General features: G+C 64.9%; 17 protein-coding genes and 3 tRNA genes. 4 read left to right on the top strand and 16 right to left on the bottom strand.

Annotated features, from left to right (window positions below; translation table 11 throughout):
• Window positions 1-11: 11 nt before the first annotated feature.
• Window positions 12-2,555 (bottom strand): DNA ligase D, encoded by a 2,544-nt coding sequence (gene ligD, locus AC07S4_RS27225; RefSeq protein ID WP_494989582.1) that lies wholly within the window; start codon window positions 2,553-2,555, stop codon window positions 12-14.
• Between the two features lie 56 nt (window positions 2,556-2,611).
• Window positions 2,612-3,244 (bottom strand): purine nucleoside phosphorylase YfiH/LACC1 family protein, encoded by a 633-nt coding sequence (locus AC07S4_RS27220; RefSeq protein WP_494989581.1) that lies wholly within the window; start codon window positions 3,242-3,244, stop codon window positions 2,612-2,614.
• Between the two features lie 260 nt (window positions 3,245-3,504).
• Here AC07S4_RS27220 and AC07S4_RS27215 point away from each other — a divergent pair, with 260 nt between their 5' ends.
• Window positions 3,505-4,185 (top strand): substrate-binding periplasmic protein, encoded by a 681-nt coding sequence (locus AC07S4_RS27215; RefSeq protein WP_494989580.1) that lies wholly within the window; start codon window positions 3,505-3,507, stop codon window positions 4,183-4,185.
• 7 nt (window positions 4,186-4,192) lie between these two features.
• Here the strand turns inward: AC07S4_RS27215 and AC07S4_RS27210 are convergent, their stop codons facing one another.
• The 7 genes from AC07S4_RS27210 to AC07S4_RS27180 all read right to left on the bottom strand — a co-directional run bounded on the left by AC07S4_RS27210 (window position 4,193) and on the right by AC07S4_RS27180 (window position 15,846).
• Window positions 4,193-7,363, bottom strand: a complete 3,171-nt coding sequence (locus AC07S4_RS27210; protein ID WP_494989579.1) for an efflux RND transporter permease subunit — start codon at window positions 7,361-7,363, stop codon at window positions 4,193-4,195.
• Window positions 7,360-8,535 carry an efflux RND transporter periplasmic adaptor subunit gene (locus tag AC07S4_RS27205; protein WP_494989578.1) on the bottom strand — a complete coding sequence of 392 codons (1,176 nt, stop codon included), beginning with the start codon at window positions 8,533-8,535 and terminating at the stop codon, window positions 7,360-7,362. The genes AC07S4_RS27210 and AC07S4_RS27205 overlap by 4 nt, the downstream gene beginning before the upstream one ends.
• A 166-nt stretch (window positions 8,536-8,701) precedes the next feature.
• Complete coding sequence (locus AC07S4_RS27200) at window positions 8,702-10,171, bottom strand: efflux transporter outer membrane subunit (RefSeq protein ID WP_494989577.1); 1,470 nt, start codon at window positions 10,169-10,171, stop codon at window positions 8,702-8,704.
• Window positions 10,171-13,353: an efflux RND transporter permease subunit gene (locus AC07S4_RS27195; RefSeq protein ID WP_494989576.1), complete on the bottom strand. Its 3,183-nt coding sequence runs from the start codon at window positions 13,351-13,353 to the stop codon at window positions 10,171-10,173. The genes AC07S4_RS27200 and AC07S4_RS27195 overlap by 1 nt, the downstream gene beginning before the upstream one ends.
• A 16-nt stretch (window positions 13,354-13,369) precedes the next feature.
• On the bottom strand, window positions 13,370-14,611 hold the full coding sequence (locus tag AC07S4_RS27190) for an efflux RND transporter periplasmic adaptor subunit (protein WP_494989575.1): 1,242 nt from the start codon (window positions 14,609-14,611) through the stop codon (window positions 13,370-13,372).
• 189 nt (window positions 14,612-14,800) lie between these two features.
• Window positions 14,801-15,640, bottom strand: coding sequence for an alpha/beta hydrolase (locus tag AC07S4_RS27185; protein WP_494989574.1), 840 nt, complete (start codon window positions 15,638-15,640; stop codon window positions 14,801-14,803).
• Entirely contained in the window at window positions 15,637-15,846 is a 210-nt protein-coding gene (locus AC07S4_RS27180; protein WP_494989573.1) for a hypothetical protein, read from the bottom strand. The genes AC07S4_RS27185 and AC07S4_RS27180 overlap by 4 nt, the downstream gene beginning before the upstream one ends.
• 123 nt (window positions 15,847-15,969) lie before the next feature.
• Between AC07S4_RS27180 and AC07S4_RS27175 the strand changes: the two genes are divergently transcribed.
• Both AC07S4_RS27175 and AC07S4_RS27170 read left to right on the top strand, forming a co-directional pair.
• On the top strand, window positions 15,970-16,917 hold the full coding sequence (locus AC07S4_RS27175) for a LysR family transcriptional regulator (protein ID WP_494989572.1): 948 nt from the start codon (window positions 15,970-15,972) through the stop codon (window positions 16,915-16,917).
• Window positions 16,917-17,873: a D-2-hydroxyacid dehydrogenase gene (locus tag AC07S4_RS27170; protein ID WP_494989571.1), complete on the top strand. Its 957-nt coding sequence runs from the start codon at window positions 16,917-16,919 to the stop codon at window positions 17,871-17,873. The genes AC07S4_RS27175 and AC07S4_RS27170 overlap by 1 nt, the downstream gene beginning before the upstream one ends.
• A gap of 3 nt (window positions 17,874-17,876) precedes the next feature.
• Here the strand turns inward: AC07S4_RS27170 and AC07S4_RS27165 are convergent, their stop codons facing one another.
• From AC07S4_RS27165 to AC07S4_RS27155, 3 genes are all read right to left on the bottom strand, one after another.
• Window positions 17,877-18,176 carry a hypothetical protein gene (locus tag AC07S4_RS27165; RefSeq protein WP_494989570.1) on the bottom strand — a complete coding sequence of 100 codons (300 nt, stop codon included), beginning with the start codon at window positions 18,174-18,176 and terminating at the stop codon, window positions 17,877-17,879.
• Window positions 18,177-18,255: 79 nt separating this feature from the next.
• Window positions 18,256-18,612, bottom strand: a complete 357-nt coding sequence (locus AC07S4_RS27160) for a hypothetical protein (RefSeq protein WP_494989569.1) — start codon at window positions 18,610-18,612, stop codon at window positions 18,256-18,258.
• 8 nt (window positions 18,613-18,620) lie between these two features.
• The gene (locus AC07S4_RS27155) at window positions 18,621-19,067 is read right to left on the bottom strand and encodes a YciI family protein (RefSeq protein ID WP_494989568.1); all 447 of its coding nucleotides are present in this window, start codon (window positions 19,065-19,067) and stop codon (window positions 18,621-18,623) included.
• A 362-nt stretch (window positions 19,068-19,429) separates the two neighbouring features.
• On the opposite strand from AC07S4_RS27155, the gene AC07S4_RS27150 reads away from it, so the two are divergent.
• Window positions 19,430-19,897 (top strand): hypothetical protein, encoded by a 468-nt coding sequence (locus AC07S4_RS27150; protein ID WP_494989567.1) that lies wholly within the window; start codon window positions 19,430-19,432, stop codon window positions 19,895-19,897.
• A 23-nt stretch (window positions 19,898-19,920) separates the two neighbouring features.
• Here the strand turns inward: AC07S4_RS27150 and AC07S4_RS27145 are convergent, their stop codons facing one another.
• The 4 genes from AC07S4_RS27145 to AC07S4_RS27130 all read right to left on the bottom strand — a co-directional run bounded on the left by AC07S4_RS27145 (window position 19,921) and on the right by AC07S4_RS27130 (window position 21,478).
• The gene (locus tag AC07S4_RS27145; RefSeq protein WP_494989566.1) at window positions 19,921-21,078 is read right to left on the bottom strand and encodes an alpha-hydroxy acid oxidase; all 1,158 of its coding nucleotides are present in this window, start codon (window positions 21,076-21,078) and stop codon (window positions 19,921-19,923) included.
• 87 nt (window positions 21,079-21,165) lie between these two features.
• Window positions 21,166-21,242: transfer RNA gene (locus AC07S4_RS27140), tRNA-Arg, on the bottom strand.
• A gap of 41 nt (window positions 21,243-21,283) precedes the next feature.
• A tRNA-Arg gene (locus AC07S4_RS27135) sits at window positions 21,284-21,360 on the bottom strand.
• A gap of 41 nt (window positions 21,361-21,401) precedes the next feature.
• Window positions 21,402-21,478: transfer RNA gene (locus tag AC07S4_RS27130), tRNA-Arg, on the bottom strand.

Raw genomic sequence — 21,478 nt, 5'->3', positions numbered from 1 at the left:
CGCCGCTGCCGCTAATCCTCCGGCTTGAATCCCAGCTGCTTCATCGCGGCAGTGATGCTCTTCGCACTGGCGGCGTAGTCTTCCCACGGCGAGTTGCCCTCGTCCAGCCGCTGGTGCACGGTGGCCACCGTCCAGTGGTCGCCGCCTTTCAGCTTGGGCAGCTCGTCCCAGCGAACGGGCACCGAAATTCCCAGTCCCGGCCGCGTGCGCGCCGACCATGCGCACACCGTGGTGGCGCCACGGCCATTGCGCAGGTAGTCGATATAGATCTTGCCGACCCGGTTTTTCGGCCCGCTCTTGAACGAGAAGCGGTCCGGCAGCGTGCCCGCCACATGCTCGACAATGGCTTGCGAGAATGCCTTCACCGTGTCCCAGCCATACGCCGGCTTGATCGGCACCACCACGTGCAGGCCCTTGCCGCCGCTGGTCTTGAGAAACGCAGCCAGCCCCAATTCAGTAAGGAAGGCGTGCACCAGCTCCGCCGCTTCCTGGATGGCGGGCCATTCCACGCCTTTGCCGGGGTCCAGGTCGAAGATCATGCGGTTCGGCTTTTCGTAACTGCGCGCGACGGCGTTCTGGGTGTGGATCTCCACCACGTTCCACTGCGCGGCGGACAGCAGGCCTTCCACGCTGCCAACCGCCAGCATGGGCGGATGGTCCGGGTCCAGCGCCTGGTCCAGATGCTTCAGGCCCGGCATTTTCGCCACGTCGGCGTGCTTCTGGAAGAACAGCTCCCCGCCCACGCCCGCAGGCGCGCGCACCAGCGACACGGGCCGCGCCTTCAGATGCTCCATCATCAGCTCGCCCACCAGCGCGTAGTAGCGCACAAGCGCGATCTTGGTGGTGCCGCTTTCCGCGTCGATCACGCGGTCCGGGTTGGTGATTTTCAGGGTCTCGGGCAACGTGCCATGCAGCGCGCGCGCGGCCACCGCAGCCGCCGCAGCCGCAGTGCGGGTGCGGGGCTTGCCTCGCCCGCCGTCGTCCGCGTGCGCCAGGTCTTCAACATGCGCCGGCTGCTCGCGCGTGATCATGCGGGGCGGCTTGTCCTTGCGCAGTCCCTGGAACACGGCGTGGCGCACCGAGCCGCTGCGCGTCCATTCGCCGAAACTGACTTCCGCCACCAGCGTGGGCTTGACCCAGTGTGCCTTCTTTGCAATGGCGCGCGTGTTCGCGAACGGGCTTTCGTCTGCCGCCAGCTTTTCCAGGCTGGTCTTGAGCGCCGCCAGGCTGGCTTGATTGAAGCCGCTGCCGACATTGCCCGCGTAGTGCAGCTTGCCGTCTTTACCGTGCGTACCGAGCAGCAGCGAGCCGATGCCGGTGCGCGAGCCTTGCGGGTCGGTATAGCCGCCGATGACGAACTCCTGCCGCTGGCCGCATTTGAGCTTGATCCAGTCGCCCGAACGGCGGGAAGTGTAGACCGAATCGCGCCGCTTTCCGATGATGCCCTCCAGGCCCATTTTGCAGGCGGCGGCCACCATCTCGTCCGGCAGCGCGTCGAGCTGCGCGCTCAGGCGCACCTTGTCCGTGCCGTGCTTCTCCATGACGGCGGACAGCAGCTCGCGCCGCTGTTCCAGTGGCACGCTGCGCAGGTCATGGCCGTCCAGGTAGGGGACGTCGAAAACGAAGTAAACGATATCGTCTGTTTTTTCGTTGTCGAAGGATTGCTGCAAGAGACCAAAGTCCGGCCGCCCCGTCTCGTCATGCGCGACGATTTCGCCGTCGTACCAGCCGGACGGCAGCTTCATTTTCACCAGCGCGGCGTGCAGGGGCTTGAGCTTGTGGGTCCAGTCGTTGCCGTTTCGCGTGAACAGCTGCACGTCCTTGCCGTCCACCCGCGCCAGGATGCGGTAGCCGTCGAACTTGATCTCGAACAGCCAGTCCTGCGGGCTGGATGGCGGTTTGTCCACCAGCGTGGCCAATTCAGGCGCCAGCGTGGCGGGCAGTTCGCTGGCCGGCGCGGCTTTGGCGGCCGAGGCGTCGGCGGCCGGCCGGCGCGCAGCCTTGGGCATACCCAGTTTCTTCACGCTGTCCGGCATTTCGTCCACCACGCTGAACTCAGTGGCGGGCCGCGCGTACTCGTCCTTCTCCTTGATGAGCAGCCAGGCCTCCTGCTTTTCGCCGCGCCCCTTCATCCGCACCAGCGCCCAGCGCCCGTGCATCTTGTGGCCGCGCAGTTCGAATTTCAGGCTGCCCGCCTTGTAACCCTTGCGCGCGTCGCCAAGCGGATGCCAGGTGCCCTTGTCCCAGATGATGACCTTGCCCGCGCCGTATTGCTTCTCCGGTATGGTGCCCTCGAAGCTGTTGTAGGAAATGGGATGGTCTTCCACGTGCACGGCCATGCGCTTGTCGTGCGTGTCGTAGCTGGGGCCTTTCGGCACCGCCCAGCTTTTCATGGCGCCGTCCAGTTCCAGGCGGAAGTCGTAGTGCAGGCGCGAGGCCCAGTGCTTCTGGATGACGAACGACAGATTCTCGCCGCCCTCCTCGCCGCCCTCGGCAGGTTCGGGCGTCACGTCGAAGTTGCGCTTGGCCTTGTAGGTTTTGAGTGAATCGCTCATGGCGTCAACTCTACACCCGCCGGCTGCGCGGCACGGTTAGCCAGCTAACAAAGTTTTCAGCTACGGATCAGCAAGCCCGCATGCTGCTGCGAATTGCGGTCGCCGCGCCGGTAGCTGCGGAAAGCCAATTCGCCGTCCGCGCCGCGCGTACAGCAGGTGCAGCCGCCCACATGCTCAAACGCGCCCAGCCCGGCGCGCTCAAGCTCATACTGCGCCACCGCGCGCAGGTCCAGGTGGCGGTGCGTGGGCACCACCGTGGCGGGCGGCAGCGCTGCGTAGTGGCGCGTAAAGTCCTGCGCGAGCTCCTCGCTCACCTCATAGCACGGTGCGCAAATGGTGGGGCCGATGGCGGCCACCCATTCGGACGGCCGCTCGCCGCGTTCGCGCATCTCCTGCCAGAACCGGCCGATGATGCCGGAGTACAGGCCGCGCCAGCCGGCGTGCAGCGCAGCGGCCATGCCGCCGTCGCGCCGCGCCATGAGCAGCGGCACGCAATCGGCCGTGATGACGCTGACTGGAATGCCTGCTGCCGAGGTGTAAAAAGCATCGGCCTCGCCGGCGGCCTGGCGTGGCCCGGTGATGTGCACCGACCGCGTTCCGTGCACCTGGCGCTTGTCCGGACGCAGCTCCCACGCTGCCTGCAGCACTTCCGGCACCAGGCCCGCCGCCGTGCCAAACCCATGTTCCACCCCTGGCACCGACGCCAGCAACGCACTCGTAATCAAAACCGCCCCATCTTTTTTACACGCCAAAGCAGCATGATAATCGAACCGCCGCAACCAGTCAGCAACGTGCCGGTTGCAGGTTGATTCATACCGAAAATCGGCTTATAGTCGGGCATCGCATTCAACCGAGAGCCGCCATGAAACTGCCGCATCAGCTGCGAATGTTGTCGCTACTGTTGCCGCTTTCCGCAGGCGCTGCGCAGCCGCAGGTCCTTACCTTTGTCATGCAGCCCTTTCCCCCGCTGACCACCAACGGCACCAACAAGCCGGACGGTTTTTTCCCCGAAGTGCTGCAGGCCGTTTGCGCTTCCATCAAGATCGAGTGCAAGGCCGAGGTCTACCCCTGGCGCCGCGCCTTCGCCATGATGAGCGGCGGCACAGCGGACGGCATGCTGATGCTACTGAAAACGCCGGAGCGCACGGTGGCCTTCAATATGGGGCCGCCTGTCCTACAGTCGGCCTATGTGCTGTACACGGCGCCGGGCACCACGGTGCGCTACACCAGTCCGGCCGACCTGGCGGGCTACACGGTGGCCGGCTACGGCCCTTCAGGCACGTCCGTCGCCGCCGAAGAGCTGGGCCGGCTGGCGCCCAACAGCCGGGTGGAGATCGAGGTCGACAACCAGACCGCGCTGCGCAAACTGCGCCAGGGGCGCTACGGCGGCAAGGCCGTGGTTGTCATCAACAAGGAGCTGGGGCGCTTTTTGCTGAAGCAGGATGGCGATGCGGGCCTGCGCCAGATCGGGGAGCTGAAGAAGACCGAGTACTACATCGGCCTGTCGCGCACGCGCATGCCGCCGGAACTGGCGGAGCGCTTCAACCAGGCGCTGCGCCAGTTGCTGCGCGACGGCACTATCAACGCCATCGCGCAGAAATTCGACGTGAAGGCGGCGCCGGCGCAGTGACCATGGTTCAGTGGGGCTGGTTCTTCGCCCTGTCCTTGTGCGGCACGCGCTCGAAGCGGTGGGCGAAGGTGCGCAGGATGACGTAGAACACCGGCGTGAGGAACAGGCCGAAGAAGGTCACGCCCAGCATGCCGGCAAACACCGCCACCCCCATCGCATGGCGCATTTCCGAACCTGCGCCGCTGGAAAATACCAGCGGCAGCACGCCCATGATGAAGGCGATGGACGTCATCAGGATAGGACGCAGACGCAAACGGCAGGCCTCCAGCGCGGCCTGCAAGATGGTGCGGCCGTGGTCCTCCAGCTCGCGCGCGAATTCCACGATCAGGATGGCGTTCTTGGACGCCAGCCCCACCAGCACGAACAGCGCAATCTGCGTGAACACGTTGTTGTCGCCATGCGTGAGCTTCACGCCCAGCAGCGCGCACAGGATGGACATGGGCACGATCAAAATCACCGCCAGCGGCAGCGTCCAGCTTTCGTATTGCGCCGCCAGCACCAGGAACACCAGCAGCACGCACAGCGGGAACACGTAGATCATGGTGTTCCCGGACAGGATGTCCTGGTAGGTCAGCTCGGTCCATTCATAGCTGATCCCCTTGGGCAGCACTTCGCGCGCCAGCTTCTCCAGCGCCTCCTGCGCCTGCCCGGACGACACGCCCGGCGCCGGGCCGCCGTTCAGGTCCGCAGCCACGTAGGCGTTATAGCGCTGCACCATGTCCGGCCCGTAGGTGTCGCTCACGCGCATCAGCGACGACAGCGGTATCATCTCGCCCTTGTCGCTACGCACCTTGAGCTGCGCCATCTGCTCCACGCGCGAGCGGAACTGCGCGTCCGCCTGCACGCGCACCTGGTAGGTGCGGCCGAACTGGTTGAAATCGTTCACGTACAGCGAACCCAGATTGATCTGCAAGGTCTGGTAGATGGTGGGCAGCGCCACGCCCAGCTGCTTGGCGCGCGTGCGGTCGATGTCGGCGAACAGCTGCGGCACGTTGATCTGGTAGCTGGAGAACACGCCCGCCAGCTTGGGCTCCTGCCAGGCCTTCATCTGCAGGGCCTGCACCGCCTTGTACAACTCGTCGTAGCCCAGGTTGCCCCTGTCCTCTATCATCATCTTGAAGCCGCCTATGGTGCCCAGGCCGTTGACCGGCGGCGGCGGGAAGACCATGATGAAGGCGTCCTGTATCGCCCCCATGCGCTTGTTCACTTCCGCCGCGATGCCCAGCCCGGACTCGGCGTCGCCATGCCGCTCGTGGAAGGGCTTGAGCCCGACAAAGACTATGCCGGCATTGGGCGCGTTGGTAAAGCCGTTGATGGACAGGCCCGGGAAGGCGATCGAATCCTGCACGCCCGGCACGGCGGTGGCGATGTCGGACATGCGGCGTATCACCGAGTCGGTGCGGTCCAGCGAGGCGGCGTCCGGCAGCTGCGCAAAGCCCACCAGGTACTGCTTGTCCTGCCCCGGCACAAAGCCCTCGGGCACGGCGCGGAACATGAAGCCGGCCGCCACCACCAGCAGCAGGTAGACGCCGACCGCGCCAGCCTTCCGCTTCAGCACGCCGCCCACGCCATCCTCGTAGCGCGCGGAGGCGCGGCCGAAAACCCGGTTGAACCAGCCGAAGAAGCGGCCGAACAGCGTGTCCATCAGTTTCGTGAGAGGGTCCTTGGGCGCGTCGTGCGGCTGCAGCAGCGAAGCGGCCAGCGCGGGCGCCAGCGTGAGCGAGCTGAATGCCGAGATCACGGTCGAGATGGCGATGGTGAGCGCGAACTGGCGGTAGAACTGGCCGGACAGGCCGGATACGAAAGCAATCGGCACGAACACGGCGCACAGCACCAGCGCGATGGCGATGATCGGCCCGCTCACCTCCTTCATGGCCTGGATGGTGGCGTCGCGCGGGGAAAGCCCGTTGGCGATATTGCGCTCCACGTTCTCCACCACCACGATGGCGTCGTCCACCACGATGCCGATGGCGAGCACCAGCCCGAACAGCGACAAGGTGTTGATGGAAAAGCCGAACATCAGCATCACCGCGAAGGTGCCGACGATGGACACCGGCACCGCCAGCAGCGGAATGATAGACGCGCGCCAGGTCTGCAGGAACACGATCACCACCAGCACCACCAGCGCCACCGCCTCCAGCAGCGTATGGATGACGGCCTTGATGGACTCGCGCACGAACTGGGTGGGGTCGTACACCACGTCGAAGTCCACGCCCTCGGGGAAGTCCTTTTTCAGTTCGCTCAGCGTCTTGCGCACGTCGGTCGACAGTTGCAGCGCATTCGCCCCCGGCGCCTCGAAAATACCGATGGCGGCGGCCGACTTGTTGTTCAGCAGAGAGCGCAGGGAGTAGGAATTGGAGCCCAGCTCCACGCGCGCCACGTCGCGCAGCAGCGTGGTGGCGCCGTCGGCGCTGGTCTTGATGACGATGGCGCCGAAGTCCTCCAGCGACTTCAGCCTGCCCTGCGTGTTGACGGTGAGCTGGAACTCCGAGCCGCGCGAGGGCGCAGCGCCTATCACGCCCGCCGCCACCTGCACATTCTGCTCGCGGATGGCCTGCACCACGTCGTTGGCGGTGAGGTTGCGCGCGGCGACCTTCTGCGGATCGAGCCAGACGCGCATGGCGTAGTCGCCGGCGCCGAACAGCTGCACCTCGCCCATGCCGGGAATGCGCGCCAGCTGGTCCTTCACGTTCAGCACCGCGTAGTTGCGCAGGTAGACGTCGTCGTAGCGGCCGTTGGGCGACACCAGGTGGGCCACCATGGTCAGGTTGGGCGAGGACTTCACGGTGGTCACGCCGATCTGGCGCACCTCCTCCGGTAAGCGCGGCAAGGCGCGCTGCACGCGGTTCTGCACCTGGGTTTCCGCCTGTTCGACGTTGGTGCCGATCTTGAACGTCACCGTCAGCGCCAGCGAGCCGTCCGAGGTGTTTTTCGAGTCCATGTAGAGCATGTTCTCGACGCCGTTGATCTGCTCCTCCAGCGGCGCGGCCACGGTTTCGGCAATGATCTTGGGATTCGCGCCGGGATACTGCGCGCGCACCACCACCGACGGCGGCACCACGTCCGGGTATTCGGAGATGGGCAGCTCGATAATGGATATCAGCCCCGCCACGAAAATGATGATGGACAGGACCGCGGCGAAAATGGGTTTGTCGACGAAGAAGCGGGAGAAGTTCATGACTTGTCCCCGGCCTTGGCGGACTTCTCAGGCTTGGGCGGGGCCGCCGGGTCGTAATCCATGCTGACCATCTGCGGCGTGATGGGCGCGCCGGGCCGCACGCGCTGCAGGCCGCCGACCACGATCTTCTCGCCCTTCGCCAGCCCGGAACGCACTACGCGCAAGCCGTCGATGGACGGTCCCAGTTCAACCGGCCGGTACTCGGCCTTGCTGTCCTTGCCCACCACGAAGACGAACTTGCGGTTCTGGTCCGTGCCCACGGCGCGCTCATTGATCAGCAAGGCCTGCGAGGCCTTGCCGTCCTTGCCGCCGCTGACCTGCACCCGCGCGAACAGGCCGGGCACCAGCACCTTGTCCGCGTTGGCGAAGGTGGCGCGCATGCGCACGCTGCCGGACTGCGGATCGAGCCGGTTGTCCACGAATTCCAGCTTGCCCTCGTGCGGGAAGCCCTGTTCATTGGCCAGTCCCACGCGCACGGGCACCGGCGTGCCCTTGTGCGCCAGCGGTCCCACGCGCAGATAGGTTTCCTCGTCGCCGTCGAAGCTGGCGTAGATCTTGTCCACCGAGACCACGGAGGTCAGCATGGCGGTGGTGTCGACCAGGTTGCCGATGGTGATTTCGGCCTTGCTGACGCGGCCCGCAATGGGCGACTGCACGCGCGTGTAAGCCATGTTCAGGCGCGCCGTTTCCAGCGCGGCCTGGGCGGCGCGCAAGTCCGCGTCCAGCTGCTTCAGGCCCGCCGCGCGCTCGTCCAGTTCGCGCTGGGCGATGGCGCGGTCCGCGTACAGGCGTTCGGCGCGGGTCAGCTCTAGTTTGGCCAGGTCCGCCTTGGCGCGGCTGGAGGCGGCGCCCGCCTCGGCGCCGTTCAGGGCCGCCTGGTAGGGGCGCGGGTCGATCACGAACAGCACGTCGCCCTTGCGCACGATGCTGCCCGGCGTGAAGTTGACGGCGGTGATGTAGCCGCCCACGCGGGGCCGCACTTCGACGCGCTCGATGGCTTCGAGCCGGCCGGAGAACTCCTGGGTTTCGGTGACGTCCTTTTCCACCACCACGGCGGCCGACACCGGCGCCCCGCCCTGTGGCGGCGCCTCTTTCGGCTTCTCGCCGCAGCCGGCAAGCAAATATAAGGAGACGGTCACGGACAAGACGAACGGCAGAGCAGGCTGGCGCATGGCTTTCCTTCGCAGGGTACGGGTATCCTGCGACGAGTTTAACGGGCTTGCCGGCCGGAGGCGAGTAAATCAATGTTAAAAGATGGTAATGACGGGGCACAAAAAAAACGGCGCCATCTCTGGCGCCGTCAAAGGGCAATACTACCGGTAAAGGTATTTAATCGTCTTACTTAGAGGCAACAGTCAACGGCGCCGCATCCCAGCCGCCGCCGAGCGCGCGTATCAGCGCCACGGTGGTGACGGCGCGGCTGCCGCGCAGCTGGACCGCGCTGCGTTCCACGCTGGCCAGGTTGCGCTGCGCGTCCAGCAGGTCCAGATAGCTGGAGCGGCCGGCGTCGTACAGCTTCTGCGCCAGGTCCGCCGAGCGGCGCGCCGATACCACCGCGTCGTCGATTTCCTGGGTCTGGCCGGACAGGATGCGCAGGCCGGCCAGGTTGTCTTCCACCTCGGCGAACGCGGTCAGCACGCTCTGGCGGTAGCTGGCGACGGATTCTTCCAGCGCCGCTTCGCTGCGCACCACGTTGTTCTTGTTGCGGCCGCCGTCGATCAGCGGCATGGACATCAGCGCGCCCAGCACCCACGAACGGCTGCTCCACTTGAACACGTCCGAGAACGTGCCCGCCGCGCCGCCGCCGCTGGCGCTGATATTCAGCGCCGGGAACATGGCCGCGCGGGCCACGCCGATGCGGGCGTTGGACGCTTCCATGGCGCGCTGCGCGGAGGCGATGTCCGGACGGCGCTCCAGCAGCGTGGACGGCAGGCCGCCAGGAATGGCCGGCAGCAGCGACGAATCCAGCAGCGGGCTCACGCCGGCGGTGAAGTCGGCCGCCGGCTTGCCCAGCAATACAGCCAGCGCGTGCTCGGTGGTCACCCGGGTGCGCTGCAGGCCGATGGCTTCGGCGCGCGAGGTGGCCAGTTCGGTCTTGGCGCGCGACAGGTCGAATTCGCCGATGTCGCCCAGGTCGAAGCGGCGCTGGTTGACCTTCACGTTTTCCTGGCGCAGGCGCACGGTCTGCTCCAGCGTGGCCAGTTCGGCGTCGGTGGCGCGCAGACGGAAATAGGTCTGCGCCACGTCGGCCTGCACGGACAGCAGCACCGAGCGGTAGGTCGCTTCCACCGAGGCGGCGTCGCTGCGGGCGGCGTCCACGCCGGAGGAAACGCGGCCGAACAGGTCCACTTCATAGCTGGCCGTCAGGCTGGCGGTGTAGCTGGTCTGCGGCGCCACCGGGCTGCCTTGCGGCAGGCCCAGCGACTGCGCCGAAGCGCGGGCGCGCTGGGCGCCCACACCCACGCCGATTTGCGGAATGCGGTCCGCTTCGGCGATGCCGGCGATGGCGCGCGCCTGCTTCACGCGGGCGGCCGCCACGGCCAGGTTGGCGTTGGCCTTGGTGGCTTCGGCGATCAGCTGGTTCAGGGCCGGATCGTTGAAGGCCAGCCACCATTCGCCGCGCGGCTGCTGCTCGGCGGGCTGCGCCTGCTTCCAGCGGGTGCCGTCGGCGGCGGTTTGCACCGGGGCCTGGCCTTCCTTGAAGGCGGCCGGCACGGCGATCTCCGGCTGTTTGAAAGTGGGCGCGGCGCACGCGGTCAGCAGCAATGCCGCGACCAGGGGGGCGACGCCTTTAGCGATCATATTCATTAGTGAGTCCCTTCCAGTTTGGCAGGCGCGATGGCGTCGGCCGGGGATTTCTTCTCAAGGCGCTGGGCCAGGGTGCGCAGCAGGACGTAGAACACAGGCGTGAGGAACAGGCCGAAGAAGGTCACGCCCAGCATGCCGGCAAACACCGCCACACCCATGGCGTGGCGCATTTCCGAACCTGCGCCGCTCGAGAACACCAGGGGCACGACACCCATGATGAAGGCGATGGACGTCATCAGGATCGGACGCAGACGCAGGCGGCAGGCTTCCAGGGCGGCTTGCAGCACGGTGCGGCCATGGTCTTCCAGTTCGCGGGCGAATTCCACAATCAGAATAGCATTCTTCGAGGCCAGGCCCACCAGCACGAACAGGGCGATCTGGGTAAAGATGTTGTTGTCGCCGCCGGTCACCTTCACGCCGATCAGGGCGCACAGGATGGACATCGGCACGATCAGGATCACCGCCAGCGGCAGGGTCCAGCTTTCGTACTGGGCAGCGAGCACCAGGAACACCAGCAGCACGCACAGCGGGAACACGAAGATCATGGTATTACCGGACAGGATCTCCTGGTAAGTCAAATCGGTCCACTCGTAGGCTATCCCTTTTGGCAGAGTCTCTTTGGCGATCTGCTCGAAGATGGCTTGCGCGGTGCCGGACGAAACGCCAGGCGCAGGGCCGCCGTTCATGTCGGCCGACACGTAGGCGTTGTAGCGCTGCACGCGGTCCGGGCCATAGCTGTCCTTCACGCGCATCAGCGACGACAGCGGTATCATTTCGCCTTTGTCGTTGCGCACTTTCAGCTGGGCGATCTGCTCGGCCTGCGAACGGAACGGGGCGTCAGCCTGCACGCGCACCTGGTAGGTGCGGCCGAACTGGTTGAAGTCGTTCACGTACAGCGAACCCAGGTTGATCTGCAAGGTCTGGTAGATGGTCGCCAGCGGCACGCCCAGCTGCTTGGCCTTGGTGCGGTCCACGTCCGCGAACAGCTGCGGCACGTTGATCTGGAAGCTGGAGAACACGCCTTGCAGCTGCGGATTGCCCCATGCTTTCATCTGCATCGCCTGGCTGGCTTTATACAGCTCGTCGTAGCCCACGTTGCCGCGGTCTTCCAGCATCATCTTGAAACCGCCGATGGTGCCCAGGCCGTTGACCGGCGGCGGCGGGAACACCATCACGAAGGCGTCCTTCACGGCGCCCATGCGCTTGTTGATTTCAGCGGCGATGGCTTCGGCCGACTGGCTCTTGTCCTTGCGCTCATGGAAAGGCTTGAGCGTGGTGAACACGATGCCCGAGTTAGGCGCATTGGTGAAGCCGTTGATCGACAGGCCGGGGAAAGCCACGCTGGCTTCCACGCCGGGGATTTCCTGGGCGATGGCGGACATCTTCTTGATGACGGCGTCGGTACGGTCCAGCGAAGCGGCGTCCGGCAGCTGGGCGAAGCCCACCAGGTACTGCTTGTCCTGCGCCGGCACGAAGCCCGACGGCACGGCCTTGAACATGAACACGGCGGCGATGGCCAGCAGCACGTACACGCCCACGGCGGCCGATTTGCGGCGCAGCACGCCCTTCACGCCCACTTCGTACTGGTCCGACTTGCGGCCGAAGAAGCGGTTGAACCAGGCGAAGAAGCGGCCGAAGATCTTGTCCATGCCGCGGGTCAGCGCGTCTTTCGGCGCGTCGTGCGGTTTCAGCAGGGCTGCCGACAGGGCCGGGGCCAGGGTCAGCGAGCTGAATGCCGAGATCACGGTCGAGATGGCGATGGTCAGCGCGAACTGGCGGTAGAACTGGCCGGTCAGGCCCGCCACGAAGGCGATCGGCACGAACACGGCGCACAGCACCAGGGCGATGGCGATAATCGGCCCGCTCACCTCTTTCATGGCCTGGATGGTGGCGTCGCGCGGGGTCAGGCCGTTGGCGATGTTGCGCTCCACGTTTTCCACCACCACGATGGCGTCATCGACCACGATACCGATGGCCAGCACGAGGCCGAACAGCGACAGCGTGTTGATGGAGAAGCCGAAGCCTATCATCACCGCGAAGGTACCGACCACCGACACCGGCACCGCCAGCAGCGGAATGACGGAGGCGCGCCAGGTTTGCAGGAAGATGATGACGACCAGCGCCACCAGCACAATCGCTTCAATCAGCGTGTGGATTACGGAGTCGATGGACTCGCGCACGAATTGGGTCGGGTCGTACACAATGCTGTATTCGACGCCTTCCGGGAAATCTTTCTTCAGCTCGGCCATCTTGGCGCGCACGTCCGATGACAGCTGCAGCGCGTTGGCGTTCGGGGCTTCGAAAATGGGGATGGCCACCGCCGACTTGTTGTTCAGCAGGGAGCGCAGCGCGTAGGAGTTCGAGCCCATTTCCAGGCGCGCCACATCCTTCAGCAAGGTCACGGCGCCGTCGGCGTTGGTCTTGACGATGATGTTGCCGAATTCCTCAACGGTCTGCAGGCGGCCCTGGGTGTTGACGGTCAGCTGGAAGTCCGCGTCTTTCGACGGGCCCTGGCCGATCACGCCGGCCGCCACCTGCACGTTCTGCTCGCGGATGGAGGCAACCACGTCGCCGGCGGTCAGGTTGCGCGCCGCCACTTTCTGCGGATCGAGCCAGACGCGCATGGCGTAGTCGCCCGAGCCGAACAGCTGGACTTCGCCCATGCCCTGGATGCGGGCCAGCTGGTCCTTCACGTTCAGCACGGCGTAGTTGCGCAGGTACAGGTCGTCGTAACGGCCGTCCGGCGACTGCAAGTGCACCACCATGGTCAGGTTGGGCGAGGACTTCACGGTGGTCACACCGATCTGGCGCACCTCTTCCGGCAGGCGCGGCAGCGCGCGCTGCACGCGGTTCTGCACCTGGGTTTCGGCCTGCTCGACATTGGTGCCGATCTTGAACGTCACGGTCAGCGCCAGCGCGCCGTCCGAGGTGTTCTGCGACGTCATGTAGAGCATGTTCTCAACGCCGTTGATCTGCTCTTCCAGCGGCGCGGCCACGGTTTCGGCAATGATCTTGGGGTTGGCGCCGGGGTACTGCGCGCGCACCACCACGGACGGCGGCACCACGTCCGGATACTCGGAGATGGGCAGCTTGAAGATGGAGATCAGTCCACCGACAAAAATGATGATCGATAGAACCGCCGCGAAGATCGGTTTATCGACAAAGAAGCGTGAAAAGTTCATGGATTATTCCTTCTTATTACTTCTGAGCAGTGCCGGCCTTGGTGCTGGCGGCAGCGACTTTTTCGTCTTTTTTAGCTTCTGGCTTGGCGGGCGCCGGCGCGAGCGGATCGAAGTCCATCTTCACGATTTCCGCCGTCACCGGGGAGCCCGGGCGCACGCGCTGCAGGCCGTTGACCACGATCTTCTCGCCCGGCTTCAGGCCGTCGCGCACCACGCGCAGGCCGTCGATTTGCGGACCCAGCGTGACGGGACGGTATTCGGCCTTGCTGTCGGCGCCGACCACGAACACGAACTTGCGGTTCTGGTCCGTGCCCACGGCGCGGTCGTTGATCAGCAGCGCAGGCTTGCCGCTGCCGGCGCCTTCCAGCTGCACGCGGGCGAACAGGCCGGGCACCAGCACGTTGTCGGCGTTGGCGAAGGTGGCGCGCATGCGCACCGAGCCGCTGCGCGGGTCGAGCTGGTTGTCCACGAATTCCAGCTTGCCTTCGTGCGGGAAGCCGGTCTCGTTGGCCAGGCCCACTTTCACGGTCACAGGCTGGCCCTTGGCGGCGGACGAGCCCACGCGCAGATAGGTGTCCTCGTCGCCGTCGAAGCTGGCGTAGATCTTGTCGAGCGACACCACGGAGGTCAGCACGGCGGACGCGTCCACCAGGTTGCCCAGCGTGATTTCCGCTTTCGAGGCGCGGCCGTTAATCGGCGACACCACCTGGGTGTAAGCCACGTTCAGGCGGGCCGCTTCGGCTTGCGCGGAGGCCGCGCGGGCGTTGGCGTCCAGCTCTTTCAGGCTGGAGGATTTCTCGTCGTATTCGCGCTGCGCGATGGCTTTGTCGGCCAGCAGCTTCTCGGCGCGGGCCAGTTCCAGCTTGGCCAGGTCGGCCTTGGCGCGAGCCGAGTTGGCGGCGGCTTCGGCGCGGCTCAGTTCAGCCTGGTATGGACGGGCGTCGATCTGGAACAGCACGTCGCCCTTTTTCACCAGGCTGCCCGGCTTGAAGTTGACGGCGGTGATGAAGCCGCTGACGCGCGAACGGATCTCCACGCGCTCGATGGCTTCCAGGCGGCCGGAGAATTCCTGGGTTTCGGTCACGCTTTTTTCCACCACGGCGGCGGCGGAGATCGGCGGGCCGCCGGCCGCTGGGGCTTCGGCGGTCTTGCCATTGGCGGTATCGCATCCAGCAAGGCTGACCGCTGCCAGCCCGGCTACGACCAGTGCGGCGGCCAGCGGACGCAGCATGGCAGTGATGTTTTTCTCGGTTTTCATATTTACCCCTTTTTGTATGAAAAATTTTAATAGATGCGGCGATACCGCTCGCCACTGCAAAAACGTAGGGACAAGACGACCCTACCGCGCACGAGGCACGGAAAAATTGTTACTGCATGGAATGTCTCTGGTTTACAAATATACTGGCAGGCAGCTAATATGTAAACTTATTTGTTTAGTTATTCATGATCAGGACTCCGCACCGTCCAGTCCGGCGATAAAGCCGGCAATCTCGCTCAGCGCAAACACCTTGCACGCGCATTCATTGCGCGCTTCGACGTCGGAAACGGGGGCGGCAGGCAGGCGCCGCACCGTGGTCTTGATCCCGCAGGAGATCAGTTTGCTGCCGTATTGTTCAGCTTCATCGCGTAATGGGTCGTCTTCGCCCGACAGGATCAGCGCGGGCGGCAGATTCTTCAGCCGGCTCGACTGCAGCGGCGAGGCATAGGGATGGGTGCGGTCCGCCGCGTTGGGCAGGTAGCCGCGGTAGCCGGCGGCGCACACGTCGGCCGCCTTGGCCTTGTCGGTGCATGTCGGCAGCTCCCGCATGGAGCTGCTCGACAGGCCCGGGTCCAGCATGGGCATAATGAGGATCTGGCCGGACAGCGCAGGGCCGCCGCGGTCGCGCGACATCAGCGTGCTGACGGCGGCCAGGTTGGCGCCGGCTTCGATGCCGGCCACCACCAGGCGCTTGCCATTCCAGCCCAGCTTGGTTTTATTCTTTTTTGCCCACAGCAATACCGCGTGGGCGTCCTCCACCGCAGCCGGGAAAGGGCTGGTGGTGGCGAGGGTGTAATTACTGGCCAGCACGAGGTAGCCGGTGTCGCAGCTCACCAAGCCGCGCAGGAACTCGTCGGCCTCTTCCAGGTCGCCGCTGACGAAACCGCCGCCGGGGAAGAAGACGATCAGCGTATCGCGCTTGCCGGCGCCCGACCAGGCGCCGCTATACAAGCGCGCCGCCAGCGGGCCGTGCGCGCCGGTCACTTGGATATCGCGCGTCTTCAACGCCACTGGGCCCTGCTCCATCATTGCTGCACCGCCGCAGAAGCAGTGCCGTCCACGCTGTCTGCGGAGGCTACCATGCCACCGCCGATGACCTCGTGGGTCAAGGCGTTGACGCCACGGACTTCCGTACCGGTCGCTGCCGAGTAGGCGTCGGTGTACATCATTCCGGCCAAGGCGAACGAACTCAGCGTCAAAGCGATCGTTGCAAAGATTCCATCCCGATGTTTCATGGTAAAACTCCTGGTAGCTGTGCGTAACATTTCCGCATGCATGAACTATAAACTTGATCTACAATCCGATAAATACGATGAAGTCGAATTGATTGTTCAGAATCCCGAACAATAAGGAAATAGATGAACAAACTGCTAGCAATGGAAGTGTTCGTGCAGGTGGTGGACGCCGGCGGCTTTACGCGCGCAGCCGAGAACATGCAATTGCCCAAGGCCAGCGTGTCCACGCTGGTGCAAGGCCTGGAAACGGCGCTGGCGGTCAAGCTGCTGCACCGCACCACGCGCCAGATCAGCGTCACCGCCGACGGGGCCGCTTATTATGAGCGCTGCCTGCGCATCCTGTCGGACGTGCGCGAGGCCGAAGAGTCGCTGTCGCGCACCAAGCTCAGCCCCAGCGGCCGGCTGCGGGTGGACGCTCCCACCGGCCTGGCCAGCGAAATCCTGATCCCCGCCCTGCCCGACTTTTTCGAGCGCTATCCGGACATCACGCTGGAACTGGGCTGCAGCGACCGCCCGGTGGACCTGATTGAAGAAGGCGTGGACTGCGCCGTGCGCGGCGGCCTGCTGGGCGACTCGGCGCTGATCGCGCGCCGGATCGGCGTGCTCAGCTTTGTTACCTGCGCCGCCCCCTCCTACCTGGCGCGCTACGGCGTGCCGCGCCACCCGCGCGAGCTGGAGCGCCACCGCTGCGTCAATTATTTTTCCGCCAAGACCGGCAAGATCTACGACTGGGACTTCACGCTGAACGGCGAACGCATCCAGATGCCGCTGCCGGGCGTCATCGCCCTCAACGACAGCAACGCCTACGTGGCGGCCGGCGTGGCCGGGCTGGGCATCGTGCAGATGACCGATTTCGCGCTGGAGGAACACCTGCGCCAGGGCACCCTGGTCCAGGTGCTGGACGAGTGGATTACCGACCCGATCCCGATTCATGTAGTCTATCCGCAGAACCGCCACCTGTCGGCCAAGGTGCGCGTGTTCGTCGAATGGGTGGCCGAGCACTTCGCCGCCCATCCCGGCATGCGCATCCGCACCACGCCCACCCTTTTATCCAGCCAGCAGGCCGCCTGATGAACAATCCGCACAATATCGTTTTCCTCGACCGTGAAAGCCTGATCGCCAATGTGCGCCGGCCGGTATTCAGCCACAGCTGGACCGAGTATGCCGCCACGGCTGCTGCCGACGCGGCGGCGCGCCTGGCCGGCGCCACCATCGCCATCACCAACAAGGTGCCGCTGCGCGCCGACACGCTGGCGCAGCTGCCGGAGCTGAAGATGATCGCCGTGGCCGCCACCGGCACCGACATCATCGACCTGGCCGCCTGCAAGGAGCGCGGCATCGTGGTCGCCAACATCCGCAACTACGCCTACGCCACGCTGCCGGAGCACACCTTCGCCATGATTCTGGCGCTGCGTCGCAACCTGCTGGCCTACCGCGCCGACGTGCTGGCCGGAAAATGGCAAAAGTCCGACAAATTCTGCCTGTTCGACCACCCCATCGCCGACCTGGCGGGAAGCAAGCTCGGCCTGCTGGGCTATGGCGCGCTGGGCCAGGCGGTGGCCAGGCTGGGGCGGGCCTTCGGCATGGAAATCATCGTGCACAAGCGCACGCCGGTGGAAGAGGACGGCGTGCGGAATGTGTCGTGGGACGAGCTGCTGGAGACGTCGGACGTGCTCAGCCTGCACGCGCCGCTGAACGACCAGACCCGCAACCTCATCGGGGCGGCCGAACTGGCGCGCATGAAGCGCTCAGCCCTGCTGATCAACACCGCGCGCGGCGGGCTGGTGGACGAGGCCGCCCTGGCCGAGGCGCTGACCACCGGCGTGATCGCCGGCGCCGGTTTCGACGTGCTGGTGAAGGAGCCGCCGCCGGAAGACAATGTGCTGCTCCATCTGCATCTGCCCAACTTCATCCTCACCCCGCACATCGCCTGGGCCAGCACGCAAGCCATGCAGATCCTGGCCGACCAGCTGATCGACAATATCGAAGCCTACGCGGCGGGCAAGCCGGTCAACGTGGTGGGATAGGGTTCAGCCCAAGCTTTGCTTCAGCAGGAAGAACAGCGTGATGCTCATGCCGGCCTGCGAGAAAAACAGGCCGATGGCCACGCCTATCATCCATGTCCGCAGCTTGTCGATTTCGTATTTGAGGTCAGCTTTGGTGGCCAGATAAGGCAACTGCACCTCGATCGCAGTCAGCCGCGCATTCAACTCGGCCACATCCTGCTTGGTCGCCATGGTGGCGCGTATCAGGGCCAGCTCTGTTTCGGCAGAATACATGCGTTTCTCCAAGTCGCGCGCGCGTTCATCTGGAATTTCAGCATCGGACATGGGCTCCTCCTTGTCAAGCAAGCTCCAGCTACTATGCGCCCGAATACTGCAAACCTGTTTGCGCAGCATCAAAGCTTGGCTAATGGCGGAGAATTGCTTCTTTCAGCAGGAAAAACAAGGTGATGCTCATGCCGGCTTGTGAGAAGAACAGGCCGATCGCGACGCCTATCATCCAGGTCCGCAGCTTGTCGATTTCGTCTTTCAATTCAGCCTTGGTGGCGAAGTGCGGCAGTTGGGCCTCGATGCTGGCAAAACGCGCGTTCATTTCGCCGCGCAACTCGGCAATGTCCTGCTTCGTCGCCATGGTGGCGCGTATCAGGGCCAGTTCGGTCTCGGCGGAGTACATGCGTTTCTCCAGATCGCGCGCGGTCGTAGGCATTTCAGCATCCGACATGCCCTTCTTCTTGTCAAGCAAGCTCCGCGCGGCGGCCAGCACCTAAGCGCTTATTTTTGCTTGGATATCTTCTTGTGTATGTCGCCCACCGCCATCAGGCCGGCGGAGGCAAAGAAGGCGTGGAATTCGCCCACCATTTCGCCATTGATGATGACGGGGTCGGTGGCGACGATTTTCTTCGCCTCGTCGATATTGTCGGTGGCGATCACGAACACGCCGCGCCAGCCGTCGACGCCATCCAGCGGGCCGGCCAGCGCCAGCTTCTTCTCGTCGGCGAGCCGCTGCATATTGGCGAAATGGCCTTTGAACATATTGTCGCGCTCGGCGCCGGCCGGCATTTTATTGGGGCCGGTTTTCAGGATGACCAGCACATATTTTTTCATCCCCATCTCGTTGCCGCCCAGCGATTTGGCCAGTTCGGGATCGCTCTGCGCTGCGGCCGGCAAGGAGGAGAAGGCCAGCAATCCGCACAGTACCGCCAAGCTTTGCTTCCACATGGTTTTGCTCCTTCTTATAAGAATATTTCAGCACACTAACACACCGCCGCAAGCGCGCACCACCGCCGGCGCAGATCCGCTAGTATCTTTGATCGATATCAGATTGGCAGGTTTGAGGAATGAAAGCCCAGCTGTTGGAAGACATAGGCGATAGCCTTCCGCCTGCACCGCCGCGACCGGCGCAGGCGACCACTCCGCCGGACACCGAGGTATGGACGACGGCCCCGCCACTATCCGATCCGTGGCCAAGCGACGCCGCCCCCAGCTGGAGCGCAGCGGCCGCGCCTGCTTATGCGCCGCCGGAGGATGCGCCCGCCTGGTTCGGCCGCTGGGGACGCCGCGCTGCGGCAGGCACGGCTATTTTGCTGGCCACGCTCGCCGTGAGCGGCGCCGGACTCTGGCTGTACAAGGAGAGCAAAGTGGACCAGTCGCTGTCCGTGCTGGCCAAGGCGCCCATTCCTGCGCGCCGCCCCCTTCCCGCCCCCGCCGCGCACGCAACACAGCCGCCGCCGGAAGCGGACCTCCCGCCGCGCGTTGCGGACCTCCCGCCGCCGCAGGCCGACAACCAGGAAGCGGCGCCAGCCATCGCAGCGGCGCCCGAGACGATACGCAAGCGCACATCGGCGCCACCACCCAGGGCTGCAGCGGCAGCGCCGACGCAGGCCAAAGCCAGGTCCGGCAGCGGCAAACCCGGCCGCACCGCCCCGCTGGCGGAAACGCTCAGGCTATGTCGCGCCGCCGGCTATCACGCGGCCAAGTGCGTCCAGCTCGACTGCACCGCCACCCAGTACGGGCTGGCGTGCAAAGGCGCGCGCAACGTGCGGCGCTAGACGCCGTCGTTCGGCAGGCATCGTTAAGGCCGTCCCGGAAAGCTGCCCGGCAGCAGGATGTTCTTACCCACCTGCGCCACGTCGCGCAAGCCGCAGAAGGCCATCGTCAGGTCCAGCTCGTTGCGGATGATTTCCAGGCAGCGCGTCACGCCCTGCTCGCCCATGGCGCCCAGCCCGTAAAGGAAAGGCCGCCCGATATACACGCCCTTCGCGCCCAGCGCCAGCGCCTTGATCACGTCCTGCCCGGAGCGGATGCCGCCGTCCATATGCACTTCGATCTCCTTGCCGACCGCCTCCACTATCGCAGGCAGCGCGCCGATGGAGGAATCGGCGCCGTCCAGCTGGCGGCCGCCGTGGTTGGACACGATGAGCGCATCCGCCCCCGCCTCCACGCAATGGCGCGCGTCCTCCGCGTCCATGATTCCCTTGATGATGAGCTTGCCGCCCCAGCGCTGCTTGATCCACTCCACGTCTTTCCACGACAGGCTGAGGTCGAACTGCTGGCTGGTCCACGACGACAGCGAGGACATGTCCGACACCGACGTGGCGTGGCCGACGATATTGCCGAAGCTGCGCCGCTTCGTGCCCAGCATGCCCATGCACCAGCGCGGCTTGGTGGCCAGGTTGATGAGATTGGCCAGGGTGGGTTTGGGCGGCGCGGACAGGCCGTTGCGGATGTCCTTGTGGCGCTGTCCCAGCACCTGCAAGTCCAGCGTCAGCACCAGCGCCGAGCAGCGCGCCGCCTTGGCTCGGTCGATCAGGCGGTTGATGAACTCGCGGTCCTTCATCACGTAGAGCTGGAACCAGAACGGCTTGGTGGTGTGCGCCGCCACGTCCTCGATGGAACAGATGCTCATGGTGGACAAGGTGAACGGTACGCCGAACGCTTCGGCCGCGCGCGCGGCCAGGATTTCGCCGTCGGCGTGCTGCATGCCGGTCAGCCCGGTCGGCGCCAGCGCCACCGGCATGGACACGGCCTGCCCCGCCATGCTGCTGGCCAGGGTGCGGTTTTCAAGATTGACAGCCACGCGCTGCCGGAATTTGATGGCGGCGAAGTCGCTCGAATTGGCGCGGTAGGTGGACTCGGTCCACGAACCGGCGTCGGCGTAGTCGTAAAACATGCGCGGCACGCGCTTTTGCGCCAGCACGCGCAGGTCTTCGATGCAGGTGATGATGGTCATGCAGGCTCCCGGGATTGCTATTCCAGCAAATCATAACAGGAGCCCAAAACGAAAAGGGCCAGATCTTCCGATCTGGCCCTCGTATTCTGGTGCGGCTGGCAGGAATCGAACCCACGACCCCTTGGTTCGTAGCCAAGTACTCTATCCAGCTGAGCTACAGCCGCTTGGTATTGCTATGCTTCTCACATCTGTACTACGGTAAAACTGGTGCGGCTGGCAGGAATCGAACCCACGACCCCTTGGTTCGTAGCCAAGTACTCTATCCAGCTGAGCTACAGCCGCTTGGTATTGCTATGCTTCTCACATCTGTACTACGGTAAAACTGGTGCGGCTGGCAGGAATCGAACCCACGACCCCTTGGTTCGTAGCCAAGTACTCTATCCAGCTGAGCTACAGCCAC

It is taken from the genome of Pseudoduganella sp. GW821-FHT05F09 (assembly GCF_059419605.1).
Note: the sequence above shows the minus strand (reverse complement) of the source record. Positions and strands in the feature narration are given on the sequence as shown.

What these genes read in the sequence shown, in the direction of transcription:
- ligD (WP_494989582.1), bottom strand. Translation starts at nt 2,555, where the DNA reads ATGAGCGATTCACTCAAAACCTACAAGGCCAAGCGCAACTTCGACGTG.
- AC07S4_RS27215 (WP_494989580.1), top strand. Translation starts at nt 3,505, where the DNA reads ATGCAGCCCTTTCCCCCGCTGACCACCAACGGCACCAACAAGCCGGAC.
- AC07S4_RS27210 (WP_494989579.1), bottom strand. Translation starts at nt 7,363, where the DNA reads ATGAACTTCTCCCGCTTCTTCGTCGACAAACCCATTTTCGCCGCGGTC.
- AC07S4_RS27205 (WP_494989578.1), bottom strand. Translation starts at nt 8,535, where the DNA reads ATGCGCCAGCCTGCTCTGCCGTTCGTCTTGTCCGTGACCGTCTCCTTA.
- AC07S4_RS27200 (WP_494989577.1), bottom strand. Translation starts at nt 10,171, where the DNA reads ATGAATATGATCGCTAAAGGCGTCGCCCCCCTGGTCGCGGCATTGCTG.
- AC07S4_RS27195 (WP_494989576.1), bottom strand. Translation starts at nt 13,353, where the DNA reads ATGAACTTTTCACGCTTCTTTGTCGATAAACCGATCTTCGCGGCGGTT.
- AC07S4_RS27190 (WP_494989575.1), bottom strand. Translation starts at nt 14,611, where the DNA reads ATGAAAACCGAGAAAAACATCACTGCCATGCTGCGTCCGCTGGCCGCC.
- AC07S4_RS27185 (WP_494989574.1), bottom strand. Translation starts at nt 15,640, where the DNA reads ATGATGGAGCAGGGCCCAGTGGCGTTGAAGACGCGCGATATCCAAGTG.
- AC07S4_RS27180 (WP_494989573.1), bottom strand. Translation starts at nt 15,846, where the DNA reads ATGAAACATCGGGATGGAATCTTTGCAACGATCGCTTTGACGCTGAGT.
- AC07S4_RS27175 (WP_494989572.1), top strand. Translation starts at nt 15,970, where the DNA reads ATGAACAAACTGCTAGCAATGGAAGTGTTCGTGCAGGTGGTGGACGCC.
- AC07S4_RS27170 (WP_494989571.1), top strand. Translation starts at nt 16,917, where the DNA reads ATGAACAATCCGCACAATATCGTTTTCCTCGACCGTGAAAGCCTGATC.
- AC07S4_RS27165 (WP_494989570.1), bottom strand. Translation starts at nt 18,176, where the DNA reads ATGTCCGATGCTGAAATTCCAGATGAACGCGCGCGCGACTTGGAGAAA.
- AC07S4_RS27155 (WP_494989568.1), bottom strand. Translation starts at nt 19,067, where the DNA reads ATGTGGAAGCAAAGCTTGGCGGTACTGTGCGGATTGCTGGCCTTCTCC.
- AC07S4_RS27145 (WP_494989566.1), bottom strand. Translation starts at nt 21,078, where the DNA reads ATGACCATCATCACCTGCATCGAAGACCTGCGCGTGCTGGCGCAAAAG.